This window comes from Streptomyces tropicalis (assembly GCF_029269835.1).
Classification (GTDB): Bacteria; Actinomycetota; Actinomycetes; order Streptomycetales; family Streptomycetaceae; genus Streptomyces; species Streptomyces tropicalis.
Genome location: NZ_JARJBB010000001.1, coordinates 679,436 through 703,472 on the forward strand (window position 1 = coordinate 679,436; position 24,037 = coordinate 703,472).

At 73.8% G+C, this 24,037-nt stretch carries 19 protein-coding genes; 13 read left to right on the top strand and 6 right to left on the bottom strand.

Annotated elements, in window-relative coordinates; genetic code table 11:
* Positions 1-59 precede the first annotated feature (59 nt).
* The 5 genes from P3H78_RS02965 to rbsD all read left to right on the top strand — a co-directional run bounded on the left by P3H78_RS02965 (position 60) and on the right by rbsD (position 5,977).
* Entirely contained in the window at positions 60-1,106 is a 1,047-nt protein-coding gene (locus tag P3H78_RS02965) for a LacI family DNA-binding transcriptional regulator (protein ID WP_276107125.1), read from the top strand.
* Positions 1,103-2,668 (top strand): sugar ABC transporter ATP-binding protein, encoded by a 1,566-nt coding sequence (locus tag P3H78_RS02970; RefSeq protein ID WP_276107126.1) that lies wholly within the window; start codon positions 1,103-1,105, stop codon positions 2,666-2,668. Before P3H78_RS02965 ends, P3H78_RS02970 begins: the two co-directional genes overlap by 4 nt.
* Complete coding sequence (locus P3H78_RS02975; protein ID WP_276107127.1) at positions 2,658-4,607, top strand: ABC transporter permease/substrate-binding protein; 1,950 nt, start codon at positions 2,658-2,660, stop codon at positions 4,605-4,607. The genes P3H78_RS02970 and P3H78_RS02975 overlap by 11 nt, the downstream gene beginning before the upstream one ends.
* Positions 4,608-4,670: 63 nt before the next feature.
* A complete protein-coding gene (locus P3H78_RS02980) occupies positions 4,671-5,591 on the top strand; it encodes a ribokinase (protein ID WP_276107128.1) in 921 nt (306 codons plus the stop codon).
* On the top strand, positions 5,588-5,977 hold the full coding sequence (gene rbsD / locus P3H78_RS02985) for a D-ribose pyranase (protein ID WP_276107129.1): 390 nt from the start codon (positions 5,588-5,590) through the stop codon (positions 5,975-5,977). The genes P3H78_RS02980 and rbsD overlap by 4 nt, the downstream gene beginning before the upstream one ends.
* 83 nt (positions 5,978-6,060) lie before the next feature.
* On the opposite strand, the gene P3H78_RS02990 is transcribed toward rbsD, so the two are convergent.
* The gene (locus tag P3H78_RS02990) at positions 6,061-7,032 is read right to left on the bottom strand and encodes an SMP-30/gluconolactonase/LRE family protein (RefSeq protein WP_276107130.1); all 972 of its coding nucleotides are present in this window, start codon (positions 7,030-7,032) and stop codon (positions 6,061-6,063) included.
* Positions 7,033-7,130: 98 nt separating this feature from the next.
* Between P3H78_RS02990 and P3H78_RS02995 the strand changes: the two genes are divergently transcribed.
* From P3H78_RS02995 to P3H78_RS03030, 8 genes are all read left to right on the top strand, one after another.
* The gene (locus P3H78_RS02995) at positions 7,131-7,583 is read left to right on the top strand and encodes an Lrp/AsnC family transcriptional regulator (RefSeq protein WP_276107131.1); all 453 of its coding nucleotides are present in this window, start codon (positions 7,131-7,133) and stop codon (positions 7,581-7,583) included.
* 601 nt (positions 7,584-8,184) lie between these two features.
* Positions 8,185-8,781, top strand: a complete 597-nt coding sequence (locus tag P3H78_RS03000) for a dihydrofolate reductase family protein (protein ID WP_276107132.1) — start codon at positions 8,185-8,187, stop codon at positions 8,779-8,781.
* Between the two features lie 108 nt (positions 8,782-8,889).
* A complete protein-coding gene (locus P3H78_RS03005) occupies positions 8,890-9,690 on the top strand; it encodes a sugar phosphate isomerase/epimerase family protein (RefSeq protein WP_276107133.1) in 801 nt (266 codons plus the stop codon).
* Between the two features lie 188 nt (positions 9,691-9,878).
* A complete protein-coding gene (locus P3H78_RS03010; RefSeq protein WP_276107134.1) occupies positions 9,879-10,376 on the top strand; it encodes a hypothetical protein in 498 nt (165 codons plus the stop codon).
* Positions 10,376-10,678: a DUF6317 family protein gene (locus tag P3H78_RS03015; protein WP_276107135.1), complete on the top strand. Its 303-nt coding sequence runs from the start codon at positions 10,376-10,378 to the stop codon at positions 10,676-10,678. The genes P3H78_RS03010 and P3H78_RS03015 overlap by 1 nt, the downstream gene beginning before the upstream one ends.
* The gene (locus P3H78_RS03020) at positions 10,678-11,967 is read left to right on the top strand and encodes a WXG100 family type VII secretion target (RefSeq protein ID WP_276107136.1); all 1,290 of its coding nucleotides are present in this window, start codon (positions 10,678-10,680) and stop codon (positions 11,965-11,967) included. Before P3H78_RS03015 ends, P3H78_RS03020 begins: the two co-directional genes overlap by 1 nt.
* Positions 11,945-12,472: a hypothetical protein gene (locus P3H78_RS03025; protein ID WP_276107137.1), complete on the top strand. Its 528-nt coding sequence runs from the start codon at positions 11,945-11,947 to the stop codon at positions 12,470-12,472. Before P3H78_RS03020 ends, P3H78_RS03025 begins: the two co-directional genes overlap by 23 nt.
* Positions 12,473-12,855: 383 nt before the next feature.
* Complete coding sequence (locus tag P3H78_RS03030) at positions 12,856-14,697, top strand: glycoside hydrolase family 3 protein (RefSeq protein ID WP_276107138.1); 1,842 nt, start codon at positions 12,856-12,858, stop codon at positions 14,695-14,697.
* A 117-nt stretch (positions 14,698-14,814) separates the two neighbouring features.
* Here P3H78_RS03030 and P3H78_RS03035 read toward each other — a convergent pair whose 3' ends face one another.
* The 5 genes from P3H78_RS03035 to P3H78_RS03055 form a co-directional block, all read right to left on the bottom strand.
* A complete protein-coding gene (locus tag P3H78_RS03035; RefSeq protein WP_276107139.1) occupies positions 14,815-16,266 on the bottom strand; it encodes a S28 family serine protease in 1,452 nt (483 codons plus the stop codon).
* A 98-nt stretch (positions 16,267-16,364) separates the two neighbouring features.
* The gene (locus P3H78_RS03040; protein WP_276107140.1) at positions 16,365-16,754 is read right to left on the bottom strand and encodes a hypothetical protein; all 390 of its coding nucleotides are present in this window, start codon (positions 16,752-16,754) and stop codon (positions 16,365-16,367) included.
* 198 nt (positions 16,755-16,952) lie between these two features.
* Entirely contained in the window at positions 16,953-20,681 is a 3,729-nt protein-coding gene (locus P3H78_RS03045) for an ABC transporter ATP-binding protein (RefSeq protein ID WP_276107141.1), read from the bottom strand.
* Between the two features lie 1,179 nt (positions 20,682-21,860).
* Positions 21,861-22,970, bottom strand: coding sequence for an esterase-like activity of phytase family protein (locus tag P3H78_RS03050; protein WP_276107142.1), 1,110 nt, complete (start codon positions 22,968-22,970; stop codon positions 21,861-21,863).
* Between the two features lie 66 nt (positions 22,971-23,036).
* A complete protein-coding gene (locus P3H78_RS03055) occupies positions 23,037-23,963 on the bottom strand; it encodes a serine hydrolase (protein ID WP_276107143.1) in 927 nt (308 codons plus the stop codon).
* Positions 23,964-24,037: the final 74 nt, after the last annotated feature.

Genomic DNA, 24,037 nt, shown 5'->3' on the forward strand with positions numbered 1-24,037 from the left:
TCGATTCCAATCCTCCGTACACGTCGATGTAAACGATTCCACGAGGAGGTGGAACGGCGATGGCGAGCATCAAGGACGTCGCCGCCGCGGCGGGCGTCTCGGTCGCCACGGTGTCGCGCGTCCTGAACGACCACCCGTCGGTCAGCGCCGACGCCCGCGCCCGCGTGCTGGCCGCCGTCACCGCGCTGGGCTACCGCCCGAACGCCGTCGCCCGCTCCCTGCGGACCGACCAGACCCGCACCCTCGGCCTGGTCATCAGCGACGTGCTCAACCCGTACTTCACGGAACTGGCCCGCTCCGTCGAGGAGGAGGCCCGCGCCCTCGGCTACAGCGTCATCATCGGCAACGCCGACGAGCGGCCCGAGCTCCAGGACCACCACGTACGCACCCTGCTGGACCGCCGGATCGACGGCCTGCTGGTCTCCCCCACCGACGGCGGCTCCCCGCTGATGCTGGACGCCGCGCGCACGGGGACGCCGATGGTCTTCGTGGACCGGTGGATCGAGGGCGTGGACGTGCCCGTGGTGCGCTCCGACGGGCGGGCCGCGGTGCGCGACCTCGTGGCGCACCTGCACCGGCTGGGGCACCGCAGGCTCGCGATCATCGCGGGCCCGGCGGCCACCACCACCGGCCGGGAGCGCGTCGACGCCTTCCGTGAGGCCCTGTCGGCCTACGGCATACCGCTGCCGGACGCCTACCGGGGCCAGGGCGACTTCCAGGCCGAGAGCGGCCGCCGGGCCACCGAGGGCTTCCTCGACCTGCCCGAGCCGCCCGAGGTCGTCTTCGCCGCGGACAACCTGATGGCGCTCGGCGCGCTGGACGCGATCCGCGCGCGCGGCCTGCGGGTGCCCGACGACATCGCGCTGGCCGCGTTCGACGACATCCGCTGGTTCGTGCACACCGACCCGCCGATCACCGCGATCGCCCAGCCCACCGGAGACCTCGGGCGCGCCGCCGTGCGCGCGCTGGTCGACCGGATCGAGGGACGGCCCCCCGCGTCCGTCACCCTCCCCGCCCGGCTCGTCGTACGCCGCTCGTGCGGCGCGCCGGCCGCCGCGCAGGCCCCCGCTGTGCGGCTGTCCCCCATGCAAAGGAGCACGTCGTGAGCAACCCGGACGAGTTGCTGCGCATCGAAGGCATCAGGAAGACCTTCCCCGGAGTGGTCGCACTCGACAGCGTCGACTTCGACCTGCGCCGCGGCGAGGTGCATGTGCTGCTCGGCGAGAACGGCGCGGGCAAGAGCACCCTCATCAAGATGCTCTCCGGTGCCTTCACCCCCGACTCCGGGCGCATCCTCGCGGGCGGCCAGGAGGTGCGCATCCAGGGTGCCCAGGACGCCGAGCGCCTCGGGATCGCCACCATCTACCAGGAGTTCAACCTGGTGCCCGACCTGACGGTCGCCGAGAACATCTTCCTGGGCCGCCAGCCGCGCCGCTTCGGCGTCATCGACCGCAAGCGGATGGAGGCGGAGGCCGCCGTCCTGCTGGAGCGGGTCGGTGTCCGCGTGTCCCCGCGCGCCCGGGTGCGCGAACTCGGCATCGCCCGGCTGCAGATGGTCGAGATCGCCAAGGCGCTCAGCCTGGACGCGCGCGTGCTGATCATGGACGAGCCGACGGCCGTGCTCACCTCGGAGGAGGTCGAGAAGCTGTTCTCCATCGTGCGCACGCTGCGCGAGGACGGCGTCGGCGTCGTCTTCATCACCCACCACCTGGAGGAGATCGCCGCGCTGGGCGACCGGGTCACGGTCGTCCGCGACGGCCGGAGCGTCGGCCAGGTGCCCGCCTCCACGCCGGAGGAGGAGCTGGTCCGCCTGATGGTGGGCCGGTCGATCGAGCAGCAGTACCCCCGTGAGCGCGCCGAGACCGGACCCGCGCTGCTGACCGTCGAGGGGCTGACCCGGGACGGCGTCTTCCACGACGTGAGCTTCGAGGTGCGGGCGGGCGAGGTCGTCGGCGTCGCCGGGCTCGTCGGCGCCGGCCGCACCGAGGTGGTGCGGGCCGTGTTCGGCGCCGATCCCTACGACCGGGGCACGGTCACGGTCGACGGCACCGGGGTGCGGCGCCACGACGTCGGCGCGGCGATGGCGGCGGGCATCGGGCTGGTGCCCGAGGACCGCAAGGGCCAGGGTCTGGTGCTGGACGCCTCCGTGGAGGAGAACCTCGGGCTGGTGACCCTGCGGTCGGCGACCCGCGCGGGACTCGTCGACCTGAAGGGGCAGCACACGGCCGCCGAGCGCATCGCGCGGCAGCTCGGCGTGCGGATGGCCGGGCTCGGCCAGCACGTGCGGACGCTGTCCGGCGGCAACCAGCAGAAGGTCGTCATCGGCAAGTGGCTGCTCGCCGACACCCGGGTGCTCATCCTCGACGAGCCGACGCGCGGCATCGACGTCGGCGCGAAGGTCGAGATCTACCGGCTGGTCAACGAGCTGACGGCCGCCGGGGCCGCGGTCCTGATGATCTCCAGCGACCTGCCCGAGGTGCTCGGCATGAGCGACCGGGTGCTGGTCATGGCGCAGGGCCGGATCGCCGGCGAACTGCCCGCCGGGGAGGCGACCCAGGACGCCGTGATGGCCCTCGCGGTCGGCGCCCCCGGGGCCCCCTCGGACCCCTCCCCTTCCCCCACGTCCCCCACGTCCCAGACCGGAACGGAGGCCTCCCGTGGCCACTGACACGCTCAAGAGCACGACGGGCGCGGACGGCGCCCCGGGCGGCCTGCGCCGCGTGCTCCTCGACAACGGCGCCCTCACCGCGCTGATCGTCCTCGTCGTCGCCCTGTCGGCGCTGTCCGGCGACTTCCTGACGGCGGACAACCTGCTCAACATCGGCGTCCAGGCGGCGGTCACCGCCATCCTCGCCTTCGGTGTCACCTTCGTGATCGTCTCGGCCGGCATCGACCTGTCGGTCGGCTCGGTGGCGGCGCTGTCGTCCACCGTGCTCGCCTGGAGCGCCACCTCGGCCGGTGTGCCGGTGGTCCTGGCGGTCGTCCTCGCGGTCGCCACCGGCATCGCCTGCGGCCTGGTCAACGGCTTCCTGATCGCGTACGGGAAACTCCCGCCGTTCATCGCGACGCTGGCGATGCTGTCCGTGGCCCGCGGTCTGTCGCTGGTCGTCTCCCAGGGCTCCCCGATCGCGCTGCCCGGCTCGGTGTCCCACCTCGGCGACACGCTCGGCGGCTGGCTGCCGGTACCGGTGCTCGTGATGGTCCTCATGGGCCTGATCACGGCCTTCGTGCTCGGCCGCACCTACATCGGCCGCTCCATGTACGCGATCGGCGGCAACGAGGAGGCCGCCCGCCTGTCCGGCCTGCGGGTCAAGAAGCTGAAGCTGGTCATCTACGCGCTGTCCGGCCTGTTCGCCGCCGTCGCGGGCATCGTGCTCGCCGCCCGCCTGTCCTCCGCGCAGCCGCAGGCCGCGCAGGGCTACGAGCTGGACGCGATCGCCGCGGTCGTCATCGGCGGCGCCTCCCTCGCGGGCGGCACCGGCAAGGCGTCCGGCACCCTGGTCGGCGCGCTGATCCTCGCGGTGCTCCGCAACGGCCTCAACCTGCTGTCGGTGTCGGCCTTCTGGCAGCAGGTCGTCATCGGCGTCGTCATCGCGCTGGCGGTGCTGCTGGACACCGTGCGCCGCAAGGCGGGCGCCACGCCCGCGGCGGCCGGCACCTCCCCCGGCGGCAGGGGCCGCCAGGCGGCGACGTACGGACTGGCCGCGGTGGTCACCGTGGCCGTGGTCGCCGCGACCTCCCTGCTGCACACCGGATCGGCCTCCACCAAGCCGAAGATGGGCCTGTCGCTGTCGACGCTGAACAACCCGTTCTTCGTGCAGATCCGCGCCGGGGCGCAGGCCGAGGCGAAGCGGCTGGGCATCGACCTGACCGTCACCGACGCCCAGAACGACGCCTCCCAGCAGGCGAACCAGCTGCAGAACTTCACCAGTTCGAGCCTCGGCGCGATCATCGTGAACCCGGTGGACTCGGACGCGGCCGGCCCCTCCGTGCGCGCCGCCGACACGGCGCGGATCCCCGTGATCGCGGTCGACCGCGGCGTCAACAAGGCCACCGCCGACGCCCTGGTGGCGTCGGACAACGTGGCGGGCGGTGAGCTGGCCGCCAGGACGCTCGGCGACAGGCTCGGCGGCAAGGGCCGGATCGTGATCCTCCAGGGCCAGGCGGGCACCTCGGCCGCCCGGGAGCGGGCCGCGGGCTTCGCCCAGGGCCTGAAGTCCTTCCCGGGCATCCAGGTCGTCGCCCAGCAGCCCGCCGACTTCGACCGCACCAAGGGCCTCGACGTCATGTCGAACCTGCTGCAGGCGCACCCGGACGTCCAGGGCGTCATCGCCGCCAACGACGAGATGGCGCTCGGCGCGGTCAAGGCGCTCGGCTCCAAGGCCGGCAGGTCGGTCCAGGTCGTCGGCTTCGACGGCACGCCGGACGGGCTGACGGCGGTCAGGAACGGCAGTCTGTACGCGTCGGTCGCGCAGCAGCCGACCCAGCTCGGCAGGATCGCGGTGGACAACGCCCTGCGGGCCGCGCAGCACAAGAAGGTCGCGTCGACGGTGAAGGTGCCGGTCAAGGTGGTCACGAAGTCCAACGTGGCCGGCTTCAGCGGCTGACCCGGCCGGGGCGGGCGGTCACCGCGACCGCCCGCCCCGCATCCTCTCAACGGGAGTCAACTCATGTACGACTACGACCTCCTGGTCGTGGGGTCGGCCAACGCCGACCTGGTGATCGGTGTGGAGCGCCGGCCCGCGGCCGGGGAGACGGTGCTCGGCTCCGACCTCGCCGTCCACCCCGGCGGCAAGGGCGCGAACCAGGCGGTGGCCGCGGCCCGGCTCGGGGCCCGTACGGCCCTGCTGGCCCGGGTCGGCGACGACGCGCACGGGCGGCTGCTGCTGGACACGCAGCGTGCGGCCGGCGTCGATCCGGTGGGCGTGCTGGTCGGCGGCGCGCCGACCGGGGTCGCGCTGATCACCGTGGACCCGTCCGGCGACAACAGCATCGTGGTGTCGCCGGGGGCCAACGGGCGGCTCACCCCGGCCGACGTCCGGGCGGCGAGCGGCCTCCTCCAGGCGTCCCGGGTGGTCTCCGCGCAGCTGGAGATCCCGTTGGAGACGGTCGTGGAGACGGTACGGAGCCTGGCACCGGGCAGCCGCTTCGTGCTGAACCCGTCCCCGCCGCGGCCGCTGCCGCAGGAGGTCCTGGACGCCTGCGACCCGTTGATCGTCAACGAGCACGAGGCGAAGGTGATCCTGGCCGCGGACGGCGCCGGCGGCACGGACGGCGTCGGCGGGGAGCCCGAGGACTGGGCGCGCGCCCTGCTCGCGCGCGGGCCGCGCTCGGTGGTCGTCACCCTGGGCGCCGAGGGCGCGCTGGTGGCGTCCGCCGAGGAGGTCGTGCGCGTGCCGTCCGTGACGGTGGACGCGGTGGACACCACCGGCGCCGGGGACGCCTTCACCGCGGCGCTGGCCTGGAAGCTGGGCGCCGGTGCGTCGCCCGCCGAGGCGGCGGCGTACGCGGCCCGGGTCGGCGCGGCGGCCGTGACCCGGCCGGGCGCCCAGGAGTCCTTCCCCACGGCGGCGGAGGTCGCGGCCGTATGAAGAGGGCCGGGATCCTGAACCGCGGACTGGCGGGCGCGCTGGCCGAACTGGGCCACGGGCACGGGGTGCTGGTGTGCGACGCGGGCATGCCGGTGCCGGACGGCCCGCGAGTGGTGGACCTGGCCTTCCGGGCCGGGGTGCCGTCCTTCGCCGAGGTGCTCGACGGGCTGCTGGACGAGCTGGTCGTGGAGGGCGCGACGGCGGCCGAGGAGGTCTGCGGGGCCAATCCGGAGGCGGCCGCGCTGCTCGAGGGGCGCCTCCCCGGGCTGAGCCTCGTCCCGCACGAGCGGCTCAAGGAACTGTCCGCCGGCGCGCGCCTGGTCGTCCGCACCGGTGAGGCCCGGCCGTACGCCAACGTGCTGCTGCGGTGCGGGGTGTTCTTCTAGGCCCCGGGACCGAGTGCCCCAGGTCGGCCTGTCCGGCCGACCGGGGCACTCACGCCGCGAAGGCGACGCCGGAGCCTCCCCGGTCACCCGACCGGCGGTCCACCCTTCCGGGCCGGCCGGGGCCGCCGCCCGGGGCCCGTCGGGTGCGTGCCGGTCACGCCCATGACCACCGAGTAGAGGCTGGTCTCCGCGGTGATGAAGAGCCGGTTGCGTTTGGCTCCGCCCCAGGAGATGTTGGCCACCGCCTCGGGGATGTCGAGGCGCCCGATCAGCGTGCCGTCAGGGTCGTAGCAGTGCACCCCGTCGTCCATCGCGGCCACCCAGAGCCGGCCGTCGTCGTCGAAGCGGAGGTTGTCGAACCGGGCGTTCCTGCGGGGTGCGGCCTCGGCGAACACCGTGCCGTCGGAGAGCGTGCCGTCGTCCCGCACCTCGAAGACCCGGATGCAGCCGGCCCGGGTGTCGGAGACGAAGAGCCGCCGCTCGTCGGCCGAGAAGACCAGACCGTTCGGCGCCGCCAAGCAGTCGGCGACCAGGCGTACGTCACCGGTGTCCGGGTCGATCCGGTAGACGTTGTTGGCGCCTATCTCGCTCTCGGCGCGCCGGCCCTCGTAGTCGCTGGTGATGCCGAAGTCCGGATCGGAGAACCAGACGGAGCCGTCCGACTTCACCACGGCGTCGTTCGGGCTGTTCAGCCGCTTGCCTTGCCAGCGGTCCGCCAGCACCGTGACACTGCCGTCGTGTTCGGTTCGTGTCACCCGGCGGTTGCCCTGCTCACAGGTGACCAGCCGCCCTTGGCGGTCGAGGGTGTTGCCGTTGGTGTGCCCGGCAGAGCGGCGGAAGACGCCGACCGCACCGGTCTCCTCGTCCCAGCGCAGCATCCGGTCGTTGGGGATGTCGCTCCAGACCACCTGCCTCCAGGCGGGGAGGTAGATCGGCCCCTCGGCCCAGCGGCACCCGGTGTACAGCACCTCCAAGCCGTTGTCGCCGTTCGCGCACCGCCCGGTTCGAAACCGGTCGTCGAGCACCTCGTACAGCGCAGGACGTTCGCTGGTCATGTGGGTCCCCTCCCCCATAATGCCGAACAGCCTTCGGCGTGATGGCGACAATGCAAGATGAGCTATGGTCCAGGCAAGCCTCTGTCGAATGGAGAGTTGTGGATCACATTGATCGCGCCCTGCTGGCGCAGCTTCAGCAGGACGCCACGCAGTCCTACGCTGCGCTCGGCCAGGCCGTGGGCCTGTCCGCCGGCGCGGCCCATGAGCGCGTGCGCAAGCTGCGGGAGCGCGGGGTCATCCGGCGCACCACGGCGGAGGTGGACCCGGCGGCGGTGGGCGGCGGCGTCCTGGCCTATGTGATGGTCAACTCGACCGCCTGGATGGGCGACTCGGCGAAGGACTTCGCGGCGCTCCCCGAGATCCTGGAGGCGCACATCATCGCCGGCAGCGCCTCGGTGCTGGTGAAGGTCAGGACCGCGACCACCGGGCAACTGCAGGATGTGCTGCGCCGGATCCACTCCGTCGACGGAGTCGGCGAGACCCGGGCGACGATCGTGCTGGAGACCTTCTTCGAGCGGCCGGTCTCCCCGCAGGCCACCCCTGAGACGTGATCTGGGCCAGGGCGTCGACGCTGGAACGCGGCGGCCCCGCAGGCTGCCCGAACCTCCCCTCGGACGACCGGAGCACCCTCGGGCCGACCTCAGCGCCCACTCACCGTCGCCGCAGGGCGAAGGCTCCCTGATGCGGTACCGGGCCCCCGTCGTCGCACTCCCGTGGTGCGCCCCGGGCGTGGAGGGGGCCCGGTCCGTGGACCGGGCCCCCTCGGCCTTCCCCTCCTGCCGGAGCTCCGCGATCCCCCCCGGATCCCCCTCCGGAACACTCCGACGCCCACTACGACACGCTCGGCGCCCGAAGGGTTGCACTCCGGACCGCACGGGATTTCCCGACGGGTGCGGCCCTCCCCTTGTGCGTGGGCCGGAGTCCCGGGGGCCGCGCCCGCCGATGAGTTCCGTGGGCCGGGTCCGACGATGAGTTCCGTGGGCCGGTCCGGTCTTCATGGGTGCCGGCGACCGTGGAGCGCTGTGGCTGCCGGGGACGTCCCGGGCATGGTGGGCGTCGCGGGCGTCCTGCGCCTGGGGGCCGCCGCGAAGAGCAGGAAGAGCAGGGGGCGTCCCGGACGTCCCGGAGAGCAGTGGAAGAGGAGTGCTTGGGATGCGTCTCGTGGTCAGTTCGTTCATCAGCCTGGACGGTGTCGTGCAGGCGCCCGGCGGTCCCGAGGAGGACACCGACGGAGGCTTCGCGCACGGCGGGTGGTCGCACGCGTACTTCGACCCGGAGGTGGTCGGCGGTGTCTTCAGCGAGGCGCTGGGCCGGGCCGACGCCCTGCTCTTCGGGCGCCGCACCTGGCAGTCGATGGCCGCGGCCTGGCCGGAGCGCGCCGGGGACCCGTTCGCCGACCGGATGAACTCCCTCCCGAAGTACGTGGTCACCGGCACGCTCGGCGACGACGAGCTGACCTGGGGCGGGAGCGTGCGGGTGCCGGGCGACGAGGCCCTGGACCGGATCCGGGCGCTGCGCACCGCCGACGGCGGGGACCTGCTGGTGATGGGCAGCCCGACCCTGGTCCGCGCCCTGCTCGGCGCGGGGCTGGTCGACGAACTGGTCCTGATCCGCATGCCCGTGCTGCTCGGCGGCGGAAAGAGCATCTTCCCCGAGGACGGGGTGCTGCGGCCACTGGAGCTGGTGTCCGCCACGACCGCCAGGACGGGCGCACAGGTGTGCGTCCACCGGGCGGCGGGCGGGGCGTAGGACGGGCCGGCTCCGGGGCGCGGGGCCGGGAGCCGGGAGCCGGAGGTTCCCGCCCGGGGCCGCGTGACGACAGGCGGTCCGGGCGGGCGGCGAGTAGGGTCCGGGAACATGAAGCTGGCGTTCTCCACCCTCGGCGTCCCCCGGCTGCCGCTGTCGGACGTGGCCCGGCTCGCGGCCGACCACGGGTACCACGGGGTCGAGCTGCGCGCCCACCCCGAGGAACCGGTGCACCCTGCGATGACGGCAGGTGAGCGGTCCCGCGCGCGCTCCGACGTCGCCGGGCAGGGCATGGAGATCCTCGGCGTCGCCGGGTACGCCCGGGTGGCGGCGCCCGGCGACGACCTGCCCGTCCTCGCGGAGATCCGCGACCTGCTCACCCTGGCGCACGACCTGGGCGCCCCCTTCGTGCGCGTCCTCCCGGGCGCGGCCGAGGGGCAGAGCGGCGAGGAGGCCGACGCCGCCGCGGCCCGGCGACTGGGCGCGTCCGCGGGCGACGCCGCCGACCTCGGGGTGCGGATCCTGCTGGAGACCCACGACTCGCACCCCACCGGAGCGGACGCGCTGCGCGTGCTGGGCGCGGTGGGCCACCGCCAGGTGGGGGCGCTGTGGGACGTGCTGCACACCTGGCTGGGCGGGGAGCAGCCCCAGGAGACGTTCGCGGCCCTCTCCCCGTACCTCGGCTACGTCCAGGTCAAGGACGTCGCCTCGGCCGAGGACACCTTCCCGCTGCCGCCGGGTGCGGGCGTCCTCCCGCTCACCGAGTGCGTCGACGTGCTGTCCCGGCACGGCTGGGACGGCTGGCTGTGCTGGGAGTACGAGAAGCGCTGGCACCCCGCCGCACCACCGCTCGCGGACCTCCTCGACACGGGCCGGAAGCACCTGTCCCGCCTTCTCAACGAAGCGGCGTGAACCGGGGGCGGCCTCGGCCCGCCGGGACGTCATCGCAGGGTCAACGAAAGGTCAGGCCCGCACCAAACGACTGTGAGGATTGCGCACGCAACCGCCCCCTCGGTCCGACATAGCGGGATTCGCCCCCACGTCCGCTCGCTAGGGTGACGGCGGCCGGATCCGGCCATGGCGCGGAAGCTGGGGGGAGCATGGCGGACGACGGGCCGATACGGTCACGCATCCTCGACTATGTCGAGCAGGATCCACCGCCCCCGGTGCCGCAGGGCCCGCGGTCCCGGCTGCTCGACTACACGGCGACGGCACCCGCCCCGGCACAGGCGGACGGCCGGCCCGCTCCCCGGCCGGGCGTCCCGCCGTACCACACGCCCGTGTTCGTCCCGGCGCACCCGCGGTACGTCGACACCGACGGCCCCGACGGCCGCCCGGTCCGCGTCCCCTTCATCGCCTACGAGCTCTTCGCGCACCCCGGGGACGGCACCGCGGCCGTGGCCTTCGCCTTCACCTCGCTGGAGAAGCTGGTGGCCGCGCTCGGCGACGCGCAGCCCTGGGCCGCCGCCTCGCTCGGGCCGCTGGCCGTGGGCATGGGCGAGCACGGCGCGACCGTCCTGCTGGACCCGCGGGTCGCGCCCGGCCGGCCCAACTGGCGGCCGGAGGACCTGGCCGCGTTCGCGCAGGAGGCGCGCTGATGGCGGACGACTTCAAAGCGGTCATGAGCGATCTGACCGCGATGGCCAGGACCTTCCACGACCAGGCGCGCTCGTACCGGGAGCTGAAGCCGGACGTCACCCCGCCCCTCGCCGACGGCGGGGACGCCGGGCTCGACGCCGCCATCGGCGAGGTCGGCCACCTCATCGCCGCCCTGCACTGCGGGTTCGCCGACCGGCTGGACGACCACGGCAACCTGGTCGCGAAGTCCCGCGACTCCTTCCAGCGCCACGACGTCGACGTGCACGGACTCTTCGAGGACCTGATGGTGGGTGACGGCTGATGGGCGACAGCTGGGTCGGCGGCGACATCGGCGCACTGCGCACGATGGCCGACACGTACAAGAACGCCAAGACCAAGCTCGAGGAGGTCGTGCAGCCCGTCGGCAGGGCCGTCGAGCGGCTGGTGGACGACGCGGGCTGGAAGGGCGACGCGGCCGAGAGCTTCCGGAGCCGCTGGAGCGAGGACGCGCTGACGGCGGGCGCCTTCGCCAACCTGGTGCACGACGCGGGCGGCATCCTCGGCGACCTCGTCGACGCGCTGTCCTCCTGCGAGACCGCCCTGCAGAACGCCGAGCACACCGCCGTGCGCAAGGGCGTCCCCATGGGCCCCAGGGGCGTGCCGCTGCAACTGGCCACGGCGAACCCGCCGAGCGCCGCGGACCGGAAGACGATCTCGGCGATGACCGAGTACGGCACGGTGCGCGCCGAGATCCTGCACACCGCGCAGCACGCGCGCCTGGTGGCCGCGGACAGGCTGCGGGGCCTGTACGCCCAGACGACGGCACCGGTGTCCCGCGGCGACAAGACCACCCTCGCCGACTACCTGCGCGGCCTGTACGCCTACGACGCCGAGGACGCGCGGGCCGGCGGTGCGAAGGCCCGCTCGGAGATCGACGCGGCCAAGGCCGACGAGCACGCGGCCAAGAAGGAACTCCGGGCGGAGCGGAAGGCGTTCCGGAAGGCCGGACGGGCGCTGCCGAAGGACCTGCCCGCCAAGGGCGCCTACGCCGACGCGGTCAAGCAGGTGGAGTCCCTGGAGGAGGACATCGCCCGCGCCGACCACGGCAGCACCGCGCTCCCCTACGACCGGGCCCTCAACGTCAAGCTGGCCGACGCCGCCGAGGCGCTGCGGGTGGGCAAGGGACTGGAGAAGCTGCCGGACTTCCTCAAGGAGATCCCGGTGCTGGACGTCGCCGCGGCCGGGGCCTGCGGTCTGCTGGAGGCGTCCGACGACCACGACAAGGGCTGGTCCTGGCAGCACTCCGTCGCGGTGGACGGCGGCGCCAACCTCGCGGGCCTGGCCGCCGGTACGGCCGTCACCGCCGGACTGGTGGCCCTCGCACCCTTCGACGTGCCCGCTCTGGCGGTGGCCGGGGTGGGCGGCGCGGTGGTGGTCGGCGCGACCGGCGTCATCGACCACGCCTTCCACGAGCACTGGAGCGAGGACATCCACGACCACGGCGTGGTCGGCGGTGTCCTGCACGGCACCGGCCATGTCCTCTCGCAGACCGGGGACGACTTCGTACGACTGAAGGATGACGTCTGGCATGGCATCAAGAGCATCTTCTGACGCCCCCCTCTCCGGCTCCCCCGCCCGGATCCCGTCCCTGCCCGGGCTGGGCACCAGCTGGTACGAGCGCGGCCCGCGCTACTGGCTGCGCCGGGTGCTCTCCGCCGCCGTGTGGCTGGCCGTCCTCGCGTTCGCCTGCTGGGTGGTGGTCCTGCTGTACCTGGGCGAGCCCCGCAGCGACCTGCCGCCGACGGCGCGCACGGTCTGGGACGGCGTCCAGATCGCCGCGTCCTGCGTGGCGGTCGTCCGGGGCTGGGTGGTCCAGCGCCGGGGCCACCGCAGGAAGCTCCAGGACCCGCCCACGCCGGGGCAGGCGGCCGCGGCCCGCCGCGACCAGTACCGCCGCACTCCAGGGCTGGTCCTCGCGGGCCGCTTCGCCCTGCTGATCGCGGCCCCGGTCCTCCCGGCGTGCATGGCCTTCGCCGTCGGCTGGCTCACCGCCGCCTTCACCGTCCGCGCATACCCGAGCGAACTCGGCGCCCGCCGCTGGCTGGCCGCACACTGACCGCACTCGCGCGACGTCCGCCGGCCCGCGGGCCGGCGGACGTCGCGCGTGCGGCGGACGGGCGCTCAGCCGGCCGCCGTCGCGCTCCCCCGTGGCAGGGGAACCCGCCCGCGCCCCCCTGCGTCCCACGGGTGGCTGCCGGGTGGGTCCCGTCGTGCGGTGCCGGTGTTCGCCGCCCCCTGCGAGTACCGGTTCCTCCTCCTCGCCGTACCGCGGCCGGCAGGATGCCGTCGTCGGCGCGCCTCCCTCCGGTGGCGCCGGCGGCGGCCCCCTCGCTCGGTACCGTGCGTTCCCTTGACTGGCAGAAACTTCCCGGATATTGCTGACCCCGCGGAAGTTTCCTTCAGCGACACTCCAGCGGAACCCCTCCGGAAGGAGCGCACGTGCACGACACCAGCACGGGAAGCACCGGACAGCCCGCACGCCCCGCCAGACGCACCGTCCTCACCGCGTCGGCGGGCCTCACCGCGGCCCTGGCCGTGGGCGGAAGGGCCCACGCCGCCGCCTCCGCCGCCCCCGACGACGCGAAGCTCCGTGCCCTCGTCTCCCGGATGACGCTGGAGGAGAAGGTCGGCCAGCTCTTCGTGATGCGGGTCTACGGCCACTCGGCCACCGCCCCCGACCAGGCCGACATCGACGCCAACCTCAAGGAGATCGGCGTCCGCACGGCGGCCGAGCTGATCGCCCGGTACCGGGTCGGCGGCATCATCTACTTCACCTGGGCGCACAACACCCGCGACCCGCGGCAGATCACCGACCTCTCCAACGGCATCCAGCGGGCCTCCCTGGAGCAGCCGCGCGGACTGCCCGTGCTGGTGACGACCGACCAGGAGCACGGCATCGTCTGCCGGGTGGGCCGGCCCGCCACCCTCTTCCCCGGCGCGATGGCCGTCGGCGCCGGCGGCTCCCCGGCCGACGCGCGCACCCTCGGCCGCCTCTCCGGGGCCGAACTGCGGGCCATGGGCATCAACCAGGACTACTCGCCCGACGCCGACGTCAACGTCAACCCGGCCAACCCGGTGATCGGCGTGCGCTCCTTCGGCGCGGACCCGGACGCGGTGGCCTCGCTGGTCGCGGCGGAGGTGGCGGGCTATCAGGGCTCGCGGGTCGCGGCCACCGCCAAGCACTTCCCCGGGCACGGCGACACCGCCGTCGACAGCCACTACGGCTTCCCCGTCATCACGCACAGCCGGGAGCTGTGGGAGAAGCTGGACGCGGTGCCCTTCCGGGCCGCGATCCGGGCCGGCATCGACTCGATCATGACCGCGCACATCCAGTTCCCGGCCCTCGACGACTCCGGCGACCCGGCCACCCTCTCGCACCCGATCGTCACCGGCATCCTGCGCGGGGAGCTGGGCTACGACGGGGTCGTGGTCACCGACTCCCTCGGCATGGAGGGCGTGCGCACCAAGTACGGCGACGACCGGGTGCCGGTGCTCGCGCTCAAGGCGGGCGTGGACCAGCTGCTCAACCCGCCCTCCCTGGACGTCGCCTGGAACGCGGTGCTGTCGGCGGTGCGGGGCGGCGAACTCACCGAGGCCCGGCTCGACGAATCGATCCTGCGCATCCTGCGGCTGAAGACCCGGCTGGGCCTGTTCGACGGCCCGTACGCCGACCCGGCCGCCCTCGACCGCACCGTCGGCACCCCGGCGCACCGGGCGGCCGCCGACCGCATCGCCGACCGGACGACCACCCTGCTGGTCAACCGGGAGCGGCTGCTGCCGCTGTCCCGCCGCACGCACCGCCGGATCCTCGTCGTCGGCGCCGACCCCGCCTCCCCGACGGGCACCGACGGGCCGCCCACCGGCGTGCTCGCCGCCGCACTGACCGAGCTGGGGTTCTCCGCCACCGCCCGGTCCACCGGGATCACGCCGTCCGCGGCCGCGATCGACGCGGCGGTCGCGGCGGCGGGCGACGCGGACGCGGTGGTCGTCGGCACCTACAACGTCTCCGCGGGCAGCTCCCAGCGGACCCTGGTGGAACGGCTGGTGGCCACCGGCCGCCCGGTGGTCGCCGTCGCCATCAGGAACCCGTACGACGTGGCCCGACTGCCCACGGTCCCGGCCTTCCTGGCGGCGTACGCGTGGACCGACACGGAGCTGCGCGCGGCCGCCCGGGTCGTCGCCGGGCGGGTCCGGCCGCGCGGGAGGCTGCCGGTGCCCGTGCAGCGGGCGGACGACCCGACGGCGGTGCTGTATCCCCTCGGGTACGGCCTGACGTACTGACCGGGGTCGCGCAATCGGGCGGCGCACGCCGATCCGGGGGGCGCCGAACCGGTGGGCTGTGCCCGGCGGTGGTGACCCGCCGCGCACAGCCCCCGGGTCAACGGCGGGGCTCCGGAGTCACGGGCGCAGTCCCGGCTCCCGCTCCGCGCCGCGCACGTCGATCCTGGCGTCGTAGCGGGCCAGCGGGCGGGCCGACGACGGGTCCGCCTGCACGGCCGGGGAGGCGACGCCCGCCCACTGCAGGATCCGTGCGGTGGCGAGTGCCTTCTGATCCGGCACCAGGCCGGCGACGTTGGCGCCGTGGTTCATTCCCGGGGCGGTGAACACGTAGGAGTCGCGCGCGCCGTGGCCGAGGCGGAAGCGCTCCGAGCCCCACGGGTCGTTCTGGCCGTAGACGAAGAGCATGTGCTGCGCCTGGTGACGCACCCAGGTGTCGACGTCCCGCATCACCCACGGCTGGAACCGCATCGGGATGGAGCGCGGCACGAAGTTGCGCGGCGGCTGGTAGCCGTAGCGGATCAGGTTCTTCTCGATGGCCGGGAAGTGGATGGTGGGGGCGCCCAGCTGGGTGCCCGCCTGGTAGTAGTACGGCGTGTAGGGCTCCAGGCCCTGGTCGGTGTAGGCGGAGAAGCCGGAGATGGTCTCCACCGAGTCCCAGATGGCCTGGTCGGTGGCGGTGCGGGCGTCGGCCGGGACGGTGTCGCAGTCCTTCAGCAGGCTGTACTGCCAGAAGCCCCAGACGTAGTCGAGGACGACGGCCTCGTAGGCGCGGTCCAGGCTGCCGACGGTGGTGAAGGTGTAGCCGTTGTCGGCGGCGTACCGGGCGTACTTCTTCTCCAGCGGCTCCCGGCGCACCAGGGCCTCGCGCTGGACCGCGTTGAGCCGGTCCCGGCACTCCTGGGTGCCGACGGCCGTGAAGAAGCGGTCGTAGGCGGAGTCCTCGTCGTTGACGACGTCGTTGGGGGCGACGTAGGCGACGACGCCGTCCATGTCGTGCGGGTAGAAGCGCTTGTAGTAGGTGGCCGTCATGCCGCCCTTGGAGCCGCCCGTGGCGATCCACCGGTCGGGGTAGACCGTCTTCAGCGCGCGGAAGATGCGGTGCTGGTCGGCGGCCGCCTGCTGGATGTCGAGCGTGGACCAGTCGGCCGGGTCCGGCCGGGACGGGGTGAAGAAGCGGTACTCCATGGAGACCTGGTTGCCGTCCACGATCTGCGTGGGCTCGCGGCGGCTCGGGGTCGTGGAGACGTTGTAGCCCCCGGTGTAGAAGACCGTCGGCCGGTCGACTCCCTTGTGCAGCACGGTGATCCGCTGCTGGAAGGTGCCGCGGGACGGGTCGCTGTGGTCGACCGGCTGAGTGTAGGTGAGGACGAAGTAGCGGTAGCCGGCGTACGGCTTCTCCTCCACCAGGCTCATCCCCGGAATGGCGAGCAGCCGGTCCTTGATGTCCGTGTCCGCCCTGCTCGCGGCGTGACCTGCGGCCTCCACCGGGGCGGCGGTGGCCGTCCCGGCCGTGCTCAGCGTGCCGACGGACACGGTGAGCGCGAGCAGCCATCTGAGCGCCTTGCGCATGCACACTCCCCTGTGAGACGGATGTGCGCCGGAAGCTATCGGAGCAACTCGGTTGCACACCAGGGGAGTCGGGGAAAACCCCCGGCGGGGTCAGCCGTTCAGCACAGGATCCAGCCGGAACCGACCGAGGCGGAGCCCACCTTTCCGGTGATCCGCACGCAGCGGTGGCCCGCGTGCACGGTCACCGGGCCGGCGACGCGGCTGAACCTGCCCTGGTCGGTGACCGGAAGGTTGCCGCGGGCCTGCACGGTGACCGCCATGGAGCGCCGGGGGCCGGGGAAGCGGGCCAGGGTGAGCGCGCAGACCCAGCCGTCCTCCTTGTAGACGCGCACGGAGCCGGCGGCGAAGGACAGGATCTTGACCTGGCGGCCGGAGCACGTCGAGGACGCCGCCTGCGCCGTGCCGGGCACGGCGAGCCCCAGCACTCCCGAGGCGGTCAGCACCCCCAGGCCGAGCACCAGCCGCCGGCGTATCGCACCACGGTCCACGTCGTCCCTCCCGTCACACCGGACACAGCAGCGTACTGGTGTACGGACGCCGTACCTGTGCCCGACGGTTGCCAGGACCGTCGGGCCGGTGGCGGCCCGGCCGTCGGCCCCGCGGTGGCCCGGCCCTCGGCCCGGTGTCCGGCCGGGCCGACCCTTCTGCGATCGCCCGGGCCGACCCTCCTGCGATCGCCCGGGCCGTCAGCCGGCCGCGCCGACCGGCTCCTCCGGCTCGGCCGCGCCGACGAAGACGCGCCACAGATCCGCGTACCGGCCGCCCAGGGCCAGCAGCTCCGCGTGCGTACCGTCCTCGGAGACCCGCCCGTGGTCCATCACCACCACCCGGTCGGCACGGGCCGCGGTGGTCAGGCGGTGGGCGACCACCAGGGTGGTGCGGCGGCCGGCGAGACGGTCCGTGGCCTGGTTGACCTGGGCCTCGGTGGCCAGGTCCAGGGCGGCGGTCGCCTCGTCGAGCAGCAGCACGTCGGGGTCGACCAGCTCGGCGCGGGCCAGCGCGATCAGCTGGCGCTGCCCGGCCGACAGGTTGCGTCCGCGTTCGGCGACCTCGTGCAGGTAGCCGCCCTCCAGCGTCGCGATCATCTCGTGCGCGCCGACCGCCCGCGCCGCCGCCTCCACCTCGGCGTCCCCGGCGTCGGGGCGGCCGTAGGCGATGGCGTCGCGCACCGTGCCCGGGAAGAGGTACGCCTCCTGCGGGACCACGCCGAGCCGGTGCCGGTAGGAGGTCAGGTCCAGCGCCCTGAGGTCGGTGCCGTCCACCGTGACCCGGCCGCCGGTCGGGTCGTAGAACCGGGCCACCAGCTTCACCAGCGTCGACTTGCCCGCGCCGGTCTCGCCGACGAAGGCGACGGTCTGGCCGGCCGGGATGCGCAGGTCGATGCCACTGAGCGCGGTCTCGGCGCCGTCCCCGCCCCCGTAGGCGAAGTCCACGTCCTCGAAGGCGATCTCGCCGCGCAGCGAGAGCACCTCCAGCGGCTCGTCGGCGGATCCGGTCGACGTCGGTTCCTGGAGCAGTTCCCGGATGCGGCCCAGCGAGACGGACGCCTGCTGGTAGCCGTCGAAGACCTGGGACAGCTGCTGGACCGGCGTGAAGAACAGGTCGATGTAGAGCAGGTATGCCACCAGCGCGCCGGTGGTGAGGGTGGCCGCCTCGATCCGGTGCGCACCCGAGACCAGCACCGAGGCCGCCGCGACCGACGACAGCAGCTGCACGAAGGGGAAGTAGACCGAGATCAGCCACTGCCCGCGGATGCGGGCCCGGCGGTAGGAGTCGCTGCGCTCCGCGAACCGGCGCACGCCGTCGTCCTCGCGCCGGAAGGCCTGCACGATCCGCAGCCCGGCGACGGACTCCTGCAGGTCGGCGTTGACCACCGACACCCGCTCGCGGGCCAGCCGGTACGCCCTCACACTCGCCCGGCGGAAGAAGTAGGTGGCGACGACCAGCGGCGGCAGGGTCGCGAAGACCACCAGCGCCAGCTGCACGTCGATCACCAGCAGGGCCACCATGATCCCGAAGAAGGTGACCACCGAGACGAACGCCGTGACCAGGCCGGTCTGCAGGAACGTCGACAGCGCGTCCACGTCGGTCGTCATCCGCGTCATGATCCGGCCGGTCAGCTCGCGCTCGTAGTAGTCGAGGCCGAGGCGCTGGAGCTGGGCGAAGATCTTCAGGCGCAGCGCGTACAGCACCCGCTCACCGGTGCGGCCGGTCATCCGGGTCTCCCCCGTCTGCGCCGCCCACTGCAGGCACACCGCCAGCAGGGCGAGCAGGGACGCCGACCAGACCGCGCCGAGGGCCAGCCGGGAGACGCCCTGGTCGATGCCGTGCCGGATCATGACGGGCAGCAGCAGGCCGAGCCCGGCGTCCGCGGCGACCAGGACGAGGCTGACCAGCAGCGGGAGACCGAAACCGGCCAGGAGGCGGCGCAGGCCGTAGGACGGCTCGGGCCGCACCGCCCGCGCCTCGTCGACCTGCGGGGTGTCCGTCGCCGGCGGCAGCGCCTCGACCTGGGCGAGCAGCCCGGGGGTCGCCGGCATGCCGTCCAGCGCCGTGTCCCGGGGCTCGCGTTCGCCGGCCCACAGGGCGGGCGTGACGCCGTGCTCGGCGTCGAACTCGGCGTCCAGCTCCGCGCGGACCGAGGTGTCCTCCCGGGGCGCCTCGGGCAGGGCGTGGCCCGGGGAGACCCCGCCGAGCTCGTCGGGGTCGGTGAGCAGGCGCCGGTAGAGCGCGGAGCGCTCCTGGAGCTCCTCGTGGGTGCCCAGGTCGGCCAGGCGGCCGCCGTCGAGGACGGCGATGCGGTCGGCGAGGCCGAGAGTGGAGCGGCGGTGGGCGATGAGCAGCGTGGTCCGGTCCCGCATGACCTGCCGCAGCGCCTCGTGGATCTCGTGCTCGACCCGGGCGTCCACCGCGGAGGTCGCGTCGTCCAGGACGAGCAGGCGGGGGTCGGTGAGGATCGCGCGGGCCAGGGCCATGCGCTGGCGCTGGCCGCCGGACAGGGTCAGGCCGTGCTCGCCGACGGTGGTGTCGTAGCCGTCCGGCAGCTCGGCGATGAAACGGTCCGCCTGGGCGGCGCGGGCGGCGGCCTCGATCTCCTCCCGGGTGGCGTCCGGGCGGCCGTAGGCGATGTTGTTGCGGACCGTGTCGGAGAACAGGAAGGAGTCCTCGGGCACCAGGCCGATCGCCGCCCGCAGCGAGTCGAGGGTCAGCTCGCGCACGTCGTGCCCGCCGACCAGGACCGCGCCGTGGGTGACGTCGTAGAAGCGCGGCAGGAGCAGGGAGACGGTGGACTTGCCGGAGCCGGAGGAGCCGACGACGGCCAGGGTCTCCCCCGGCCGGATCTCGAAGGACAGGCCCTGCAGCACCGGGCGGCCGTCGGCGTAGCCGAAGGAGACGTCGTCGAACTCGACGGTGGCGGGCGCGTCCGCGGGCAGCGTCTTCGTGCCGTCGCGCAGCGAGGGCTCGGTGTCGATCAGCTCCAGGACGCGCTCGGTGCCCGCGCGGGCCTGCTGCCCGACCGTGAGCACCACGGCGAGCATGCGGACCGGGCCGACGAGCTGGGCCAGATAGGTGGAGAAGGCGACGAAGGTGCCGAGGGTGATGTGCCCGCGCACCGCCAGCCAGCCGCCGAGGGCCAGCATCGCGACCTGGCCGAGTGCGGGCACGGCCTGGAGCGCGGGGGTGTACCGGGCGTTCAGCCGGATGGTGCGCAGCCGCCCGGCGAACAGCCGGCGGCCGACCTCGCGGAGCTTGCCGGTCTCCTGGTCCTCCTGGCCGAAGCCCTTCACCACGCGCACCCCGCTGACGGCGCCGTCGACCACGCCGGCGACCGCGGCGGCCTGCGCCTGGGCGTACCAGGTGGCCGGGTGCAGCCTGGTCCGGCTGCGGCGGGTGATCCAGCCGAGGGCGGGCGCGACCGCCAGGGCGACCAGGGTGAGCGGCAGCGACAGCCACGCCATGATCACCAGGGAGATCAGGAACAGCAGCACGTTGCCGATGGTCATCGGCAGCATGAAGAGCAGGCCCTGGATCAGCTGCAGGTCGCTGGTGGCCCGGCCGACCACCTGCCCGGTCGACAGCTCGTCCTGGCGGCGGCCGTCGAGGCGGGTGATCGTCCCGTACATCTCCGTCCGCAGGTCGTGCTGGACGTCGAGGGCGAGGCGGCCGCCGTAGTAGCGGCGGACGTACGTCATGCCGTAGACGAGGAGCGCCGCGCCGACCAGGGCACCCGCCCAGGGGGCCATGGCCCGGCTGTGGTCGCCGATGACGTCGTCGATGATCACCTTGGTGATCAGCGGGACCAGCGCCATGACGGCCATGCCGCCGAGGGACGAGCCGAGCGCGAGGAGGGTGTCCTTGCGATGGCGCCAGGCGTACCCGGCCAGTCTTCGCGCCCATCCCGGCTGCGCTGCCACGTCGATGCCTCCCTGACGACCTGATCTTCCGGAAGGCACCAACGCCCGGAGCGGCGGATTTCATCCCTCCGCGCCATTCGGATCCGGTCCGGGGGCGGGAGCGGCTGAGCGGGCCCCGGTGGCGGGAGGGGAAACCCGGTCGGGACCGCGCGGCCACCGTGTGCCGGCGGGCATCGGCGGATACGCGCTGCCCGCGGGTCCGGGCAGCCCTCGGGCAACGCGCGCAGGTCGCAGAAGCGAAGAGAGCCGGCGCGCACCGGGCACGTTACCTATCCCACTTTTTCAGCCGCCGGCTGAGCGCGCCTTCGATCCGCTCCGTTGACCCCGGTAACCGGTGACCCACCTGCAGACCGGTGAATGAGGTTCGCACATGGCAAAGATCGCTCCGGAACACGTCACGCGGTGTCTCCCGGCCGCCGGCCGGTGCCCGGCCCGGGCGCACGTCCCCTCGTGCCGGCTCGAAGGCTGAGCGGTCGCGTCATGGACTACTGCATCCCGTGCCGCCGCACACTCAACGGCGCCGTGACATGCCCCGAGTGCGGGGCGTACGACGCCGGCATGGCAGAGCCGCGTCCCCCGGCCGCCGACTCCACGGCCCCGATGCCGGAGGCCGGGGGCGAGGAGGGATCGGGCCCCGCCGGGTCCCCCGGCGCTCCCTGGCCCCCGGCTCCCGTGCAGGACCTGCCGGCGGCCCGGCACCACCGTCCGCCGCGGCTGAGGAAGTACGCCGTCAGGGCTCTCGCCGCGGCCGCCTTCACCGTCATCGGCGGCGTGGCCACCGCATCGGTGCTCCCCCGGTCGACGGCCCCTGGAGCAGCGTCGGTCCCGGACCGGCCGCTCCCCGAGGAGTCCCCGTTCCCCGGTACCGGCTCACCGTCCCCACCCCTGAAGCGGGCGACCACGCACCCCGCCCGGGACGACGTCCCCGGCCGGAACAGCGAGGGGCTCCGGCGTCCCGCGCCGACGCCGGCCCGCAGCGCGTCACCGGCGTCCAGCCCTCCCGCCACCACCAGCGCGCCGCCACCACCACCGGCCACGACCGGGCCGGCCCCGGCCCCCCGCCCCTCCGGCGCCCGCACCAGCCTGCCCTCGCGGACGCCGCGCCCTTCGCCGCGCCCCTCGCCGCGGCCCTCCGTCAGCCCTTCCGGCACCACCGGCGCCTCTCCCAGCGGCAGTCGCTCACCGGGCAGCGGAGGGGGCGGCGGCTGAGGCACCGACCGGGCTCCGCAGGGCCACACGCAGAAAGAAGAAGCGGGTCGTCTGGGCCGGGTTCTGGTTGTCGTCGCTGACCAGGAGGACCTTCAGACGGCCGTGCCGGTCGCGGCCGGTGATCGTCATGCCCTCGATGTTGTCGAGCAGCGGGTTCGGCTGGGGCTGCTTCGCGGTGGCGCCCAGCGTGGGACACGAGGCGATGTCGGCGAGCAGGGTCTTCGTGGCCGGGCGGACCCCGGGCTGCCCGGTCAGGCGGTCGACGCCGCGGGTGTCGGTGGCGTGCCGCAGGTCGGCCAGGTAGAGGCGGACGGTGTTGCCGACGCCCGGGGTGAAGCCGCGCTCCAGGACGAGCAGACGGCCGTCCGGGGTCGCCTGCACCTCGGGCACCCCGAGACCGGGGTCGGTGCGGTAGGCGTACTGGGCGGCGAGGCGGAAGGGGCCGTGCCCGGTCCGGCGCCAGGTCTGGAGGCGGACGATGCCGTCGCTGTCCCCGGAGATCGCGTACTCCATCGACGCGAGCAGGGTGCGGCCGCCGGGCAGCAGGGTCAGGCCCTCGAAGGTCTGGTTCGCGGTGGCGCGGCCGGCCGGGGCGACCCTGAGGGCGTCGGGCACGGGCAGCCGGTCGAGGATGCGGCCGTCGCGGGAGTAGCGGCGCACCGACGGCTCGACCTCGGAGGCGACCAGCCGGGTGCCGTCGACGTCCACGGCCAGCCCCTCGGAGTCGAGGTCGGCGCCGTGCTCGTCGGCGAGGTGGACCGCCGCCTCGGGCCTGAGCGTGTCCGGGTCCAGGCGGAAGAGGGAGGAGCGGTCCTCCAGCGCGGCGAGCGAGCCGTCGCGGTCCACGGCCAGCGCGGAGAAGTTGCCGACGAAGGTGCCGTCGTACGTGGTCTTGTCGAGCGCGTCGGAGAAGCGGTCGAGGGCGACGCGGGGCGAGCAGGCGTGGCCGGGGGCGGGATCCGCGGCGGCGGGCCGGGCGGCCGGCGCCGCCGGGCCCGCGGAGGCAGGCCAGGCGGCGGTCGGGCAGACGGCGGCCGCCAGCGAGGCGGCGAGGGCGGCGAGTACGTGTCCGGAACGCATGCCGGTCACCGTAGGACGGACCGGTGACCGGCGGGGGGCGTTCGCGTGAAGCGGCGCCGCTCGGCGTCAGCCCTGCGGGGGCGCCGCCACGAACGCCTCACGGGGCGTGCTCGTCGGGGTGTAGCGGGTGGCACCGGACGCCGTGGGCACCAGGTCCCTGTGGATGGCGCGAGCCACGTTCTGAATGGTGGTCACGCCGTAGTCCATGGTGGCGTCGTCCTGCGTCAGCACGGTGATCATGTAGTCGTGCCCGGCCCCCTGGAAGGTGCCCAGGCTGTGCACGCGCCAGCCGTGCGTGGCCCGCTGCAGCCAGCCGTTCTTGACGTGCACGGAGACCGAGGACGGGGCCCCCGCGGGCGTGCCCCAGCGCTGCGAGGCGACGACCTTGCCCATCAGCTTCTGGATGTAGGCGCGGGAGTTGTCGCTGAGCACGCTGTTGTGGGCGGTGACGAGCTTCAGCAGCTTCTGCTCGTCGGTGACGTTCTCCTGGGTCAGGCCCCAGTAGCCGTTCGCGCCCGGCGTCGTCCTCGTCATCCCGGCGGCGGTCAGGAACCCCTTGACCTTCGTCAGCCCGAGCTGCTTCCAGAGCTTGCTGGTCGCGTTGTTGTCCGACTGGGTGATCATCGCCGTGGCGAGCTTGTTCTCGGTGTCCGTCAGATACCGGTTGTGCTTCTTCGCGTCCCACAGCAGCGTGGCGAGCACGGTCACCTTGACGGTGCTCGCCGAGTCGTAGGAGCTGGTGGCGCGCAGCGAGCAGGTGGTGCCGGTACTCCGGTCGTAGAGACCGACGGCGACGGTCCCCTTGCGGGCCGCCACGGCGGCGGTGATGTCCTTCTGCAGCTTGGCGGCGAGGGCCGGGCTGCTGGACGTGCAGGTGACCGTCGGGGTGGTGGCCGCAGCAGGCGTCGCGGCGGCCACGCAGGGGACGAGCATCCCGGCGCCGGCGCCGACGGCCGCGAGCACTCTGGCGTGTCGGGATATCCAGTGAGTCATGCCCAGTTGACACACGAGCGTGCGGGAAAGGTTGTACGAGCCGGGAAGGGCTTCGCAAGTCTTCACGGACCATG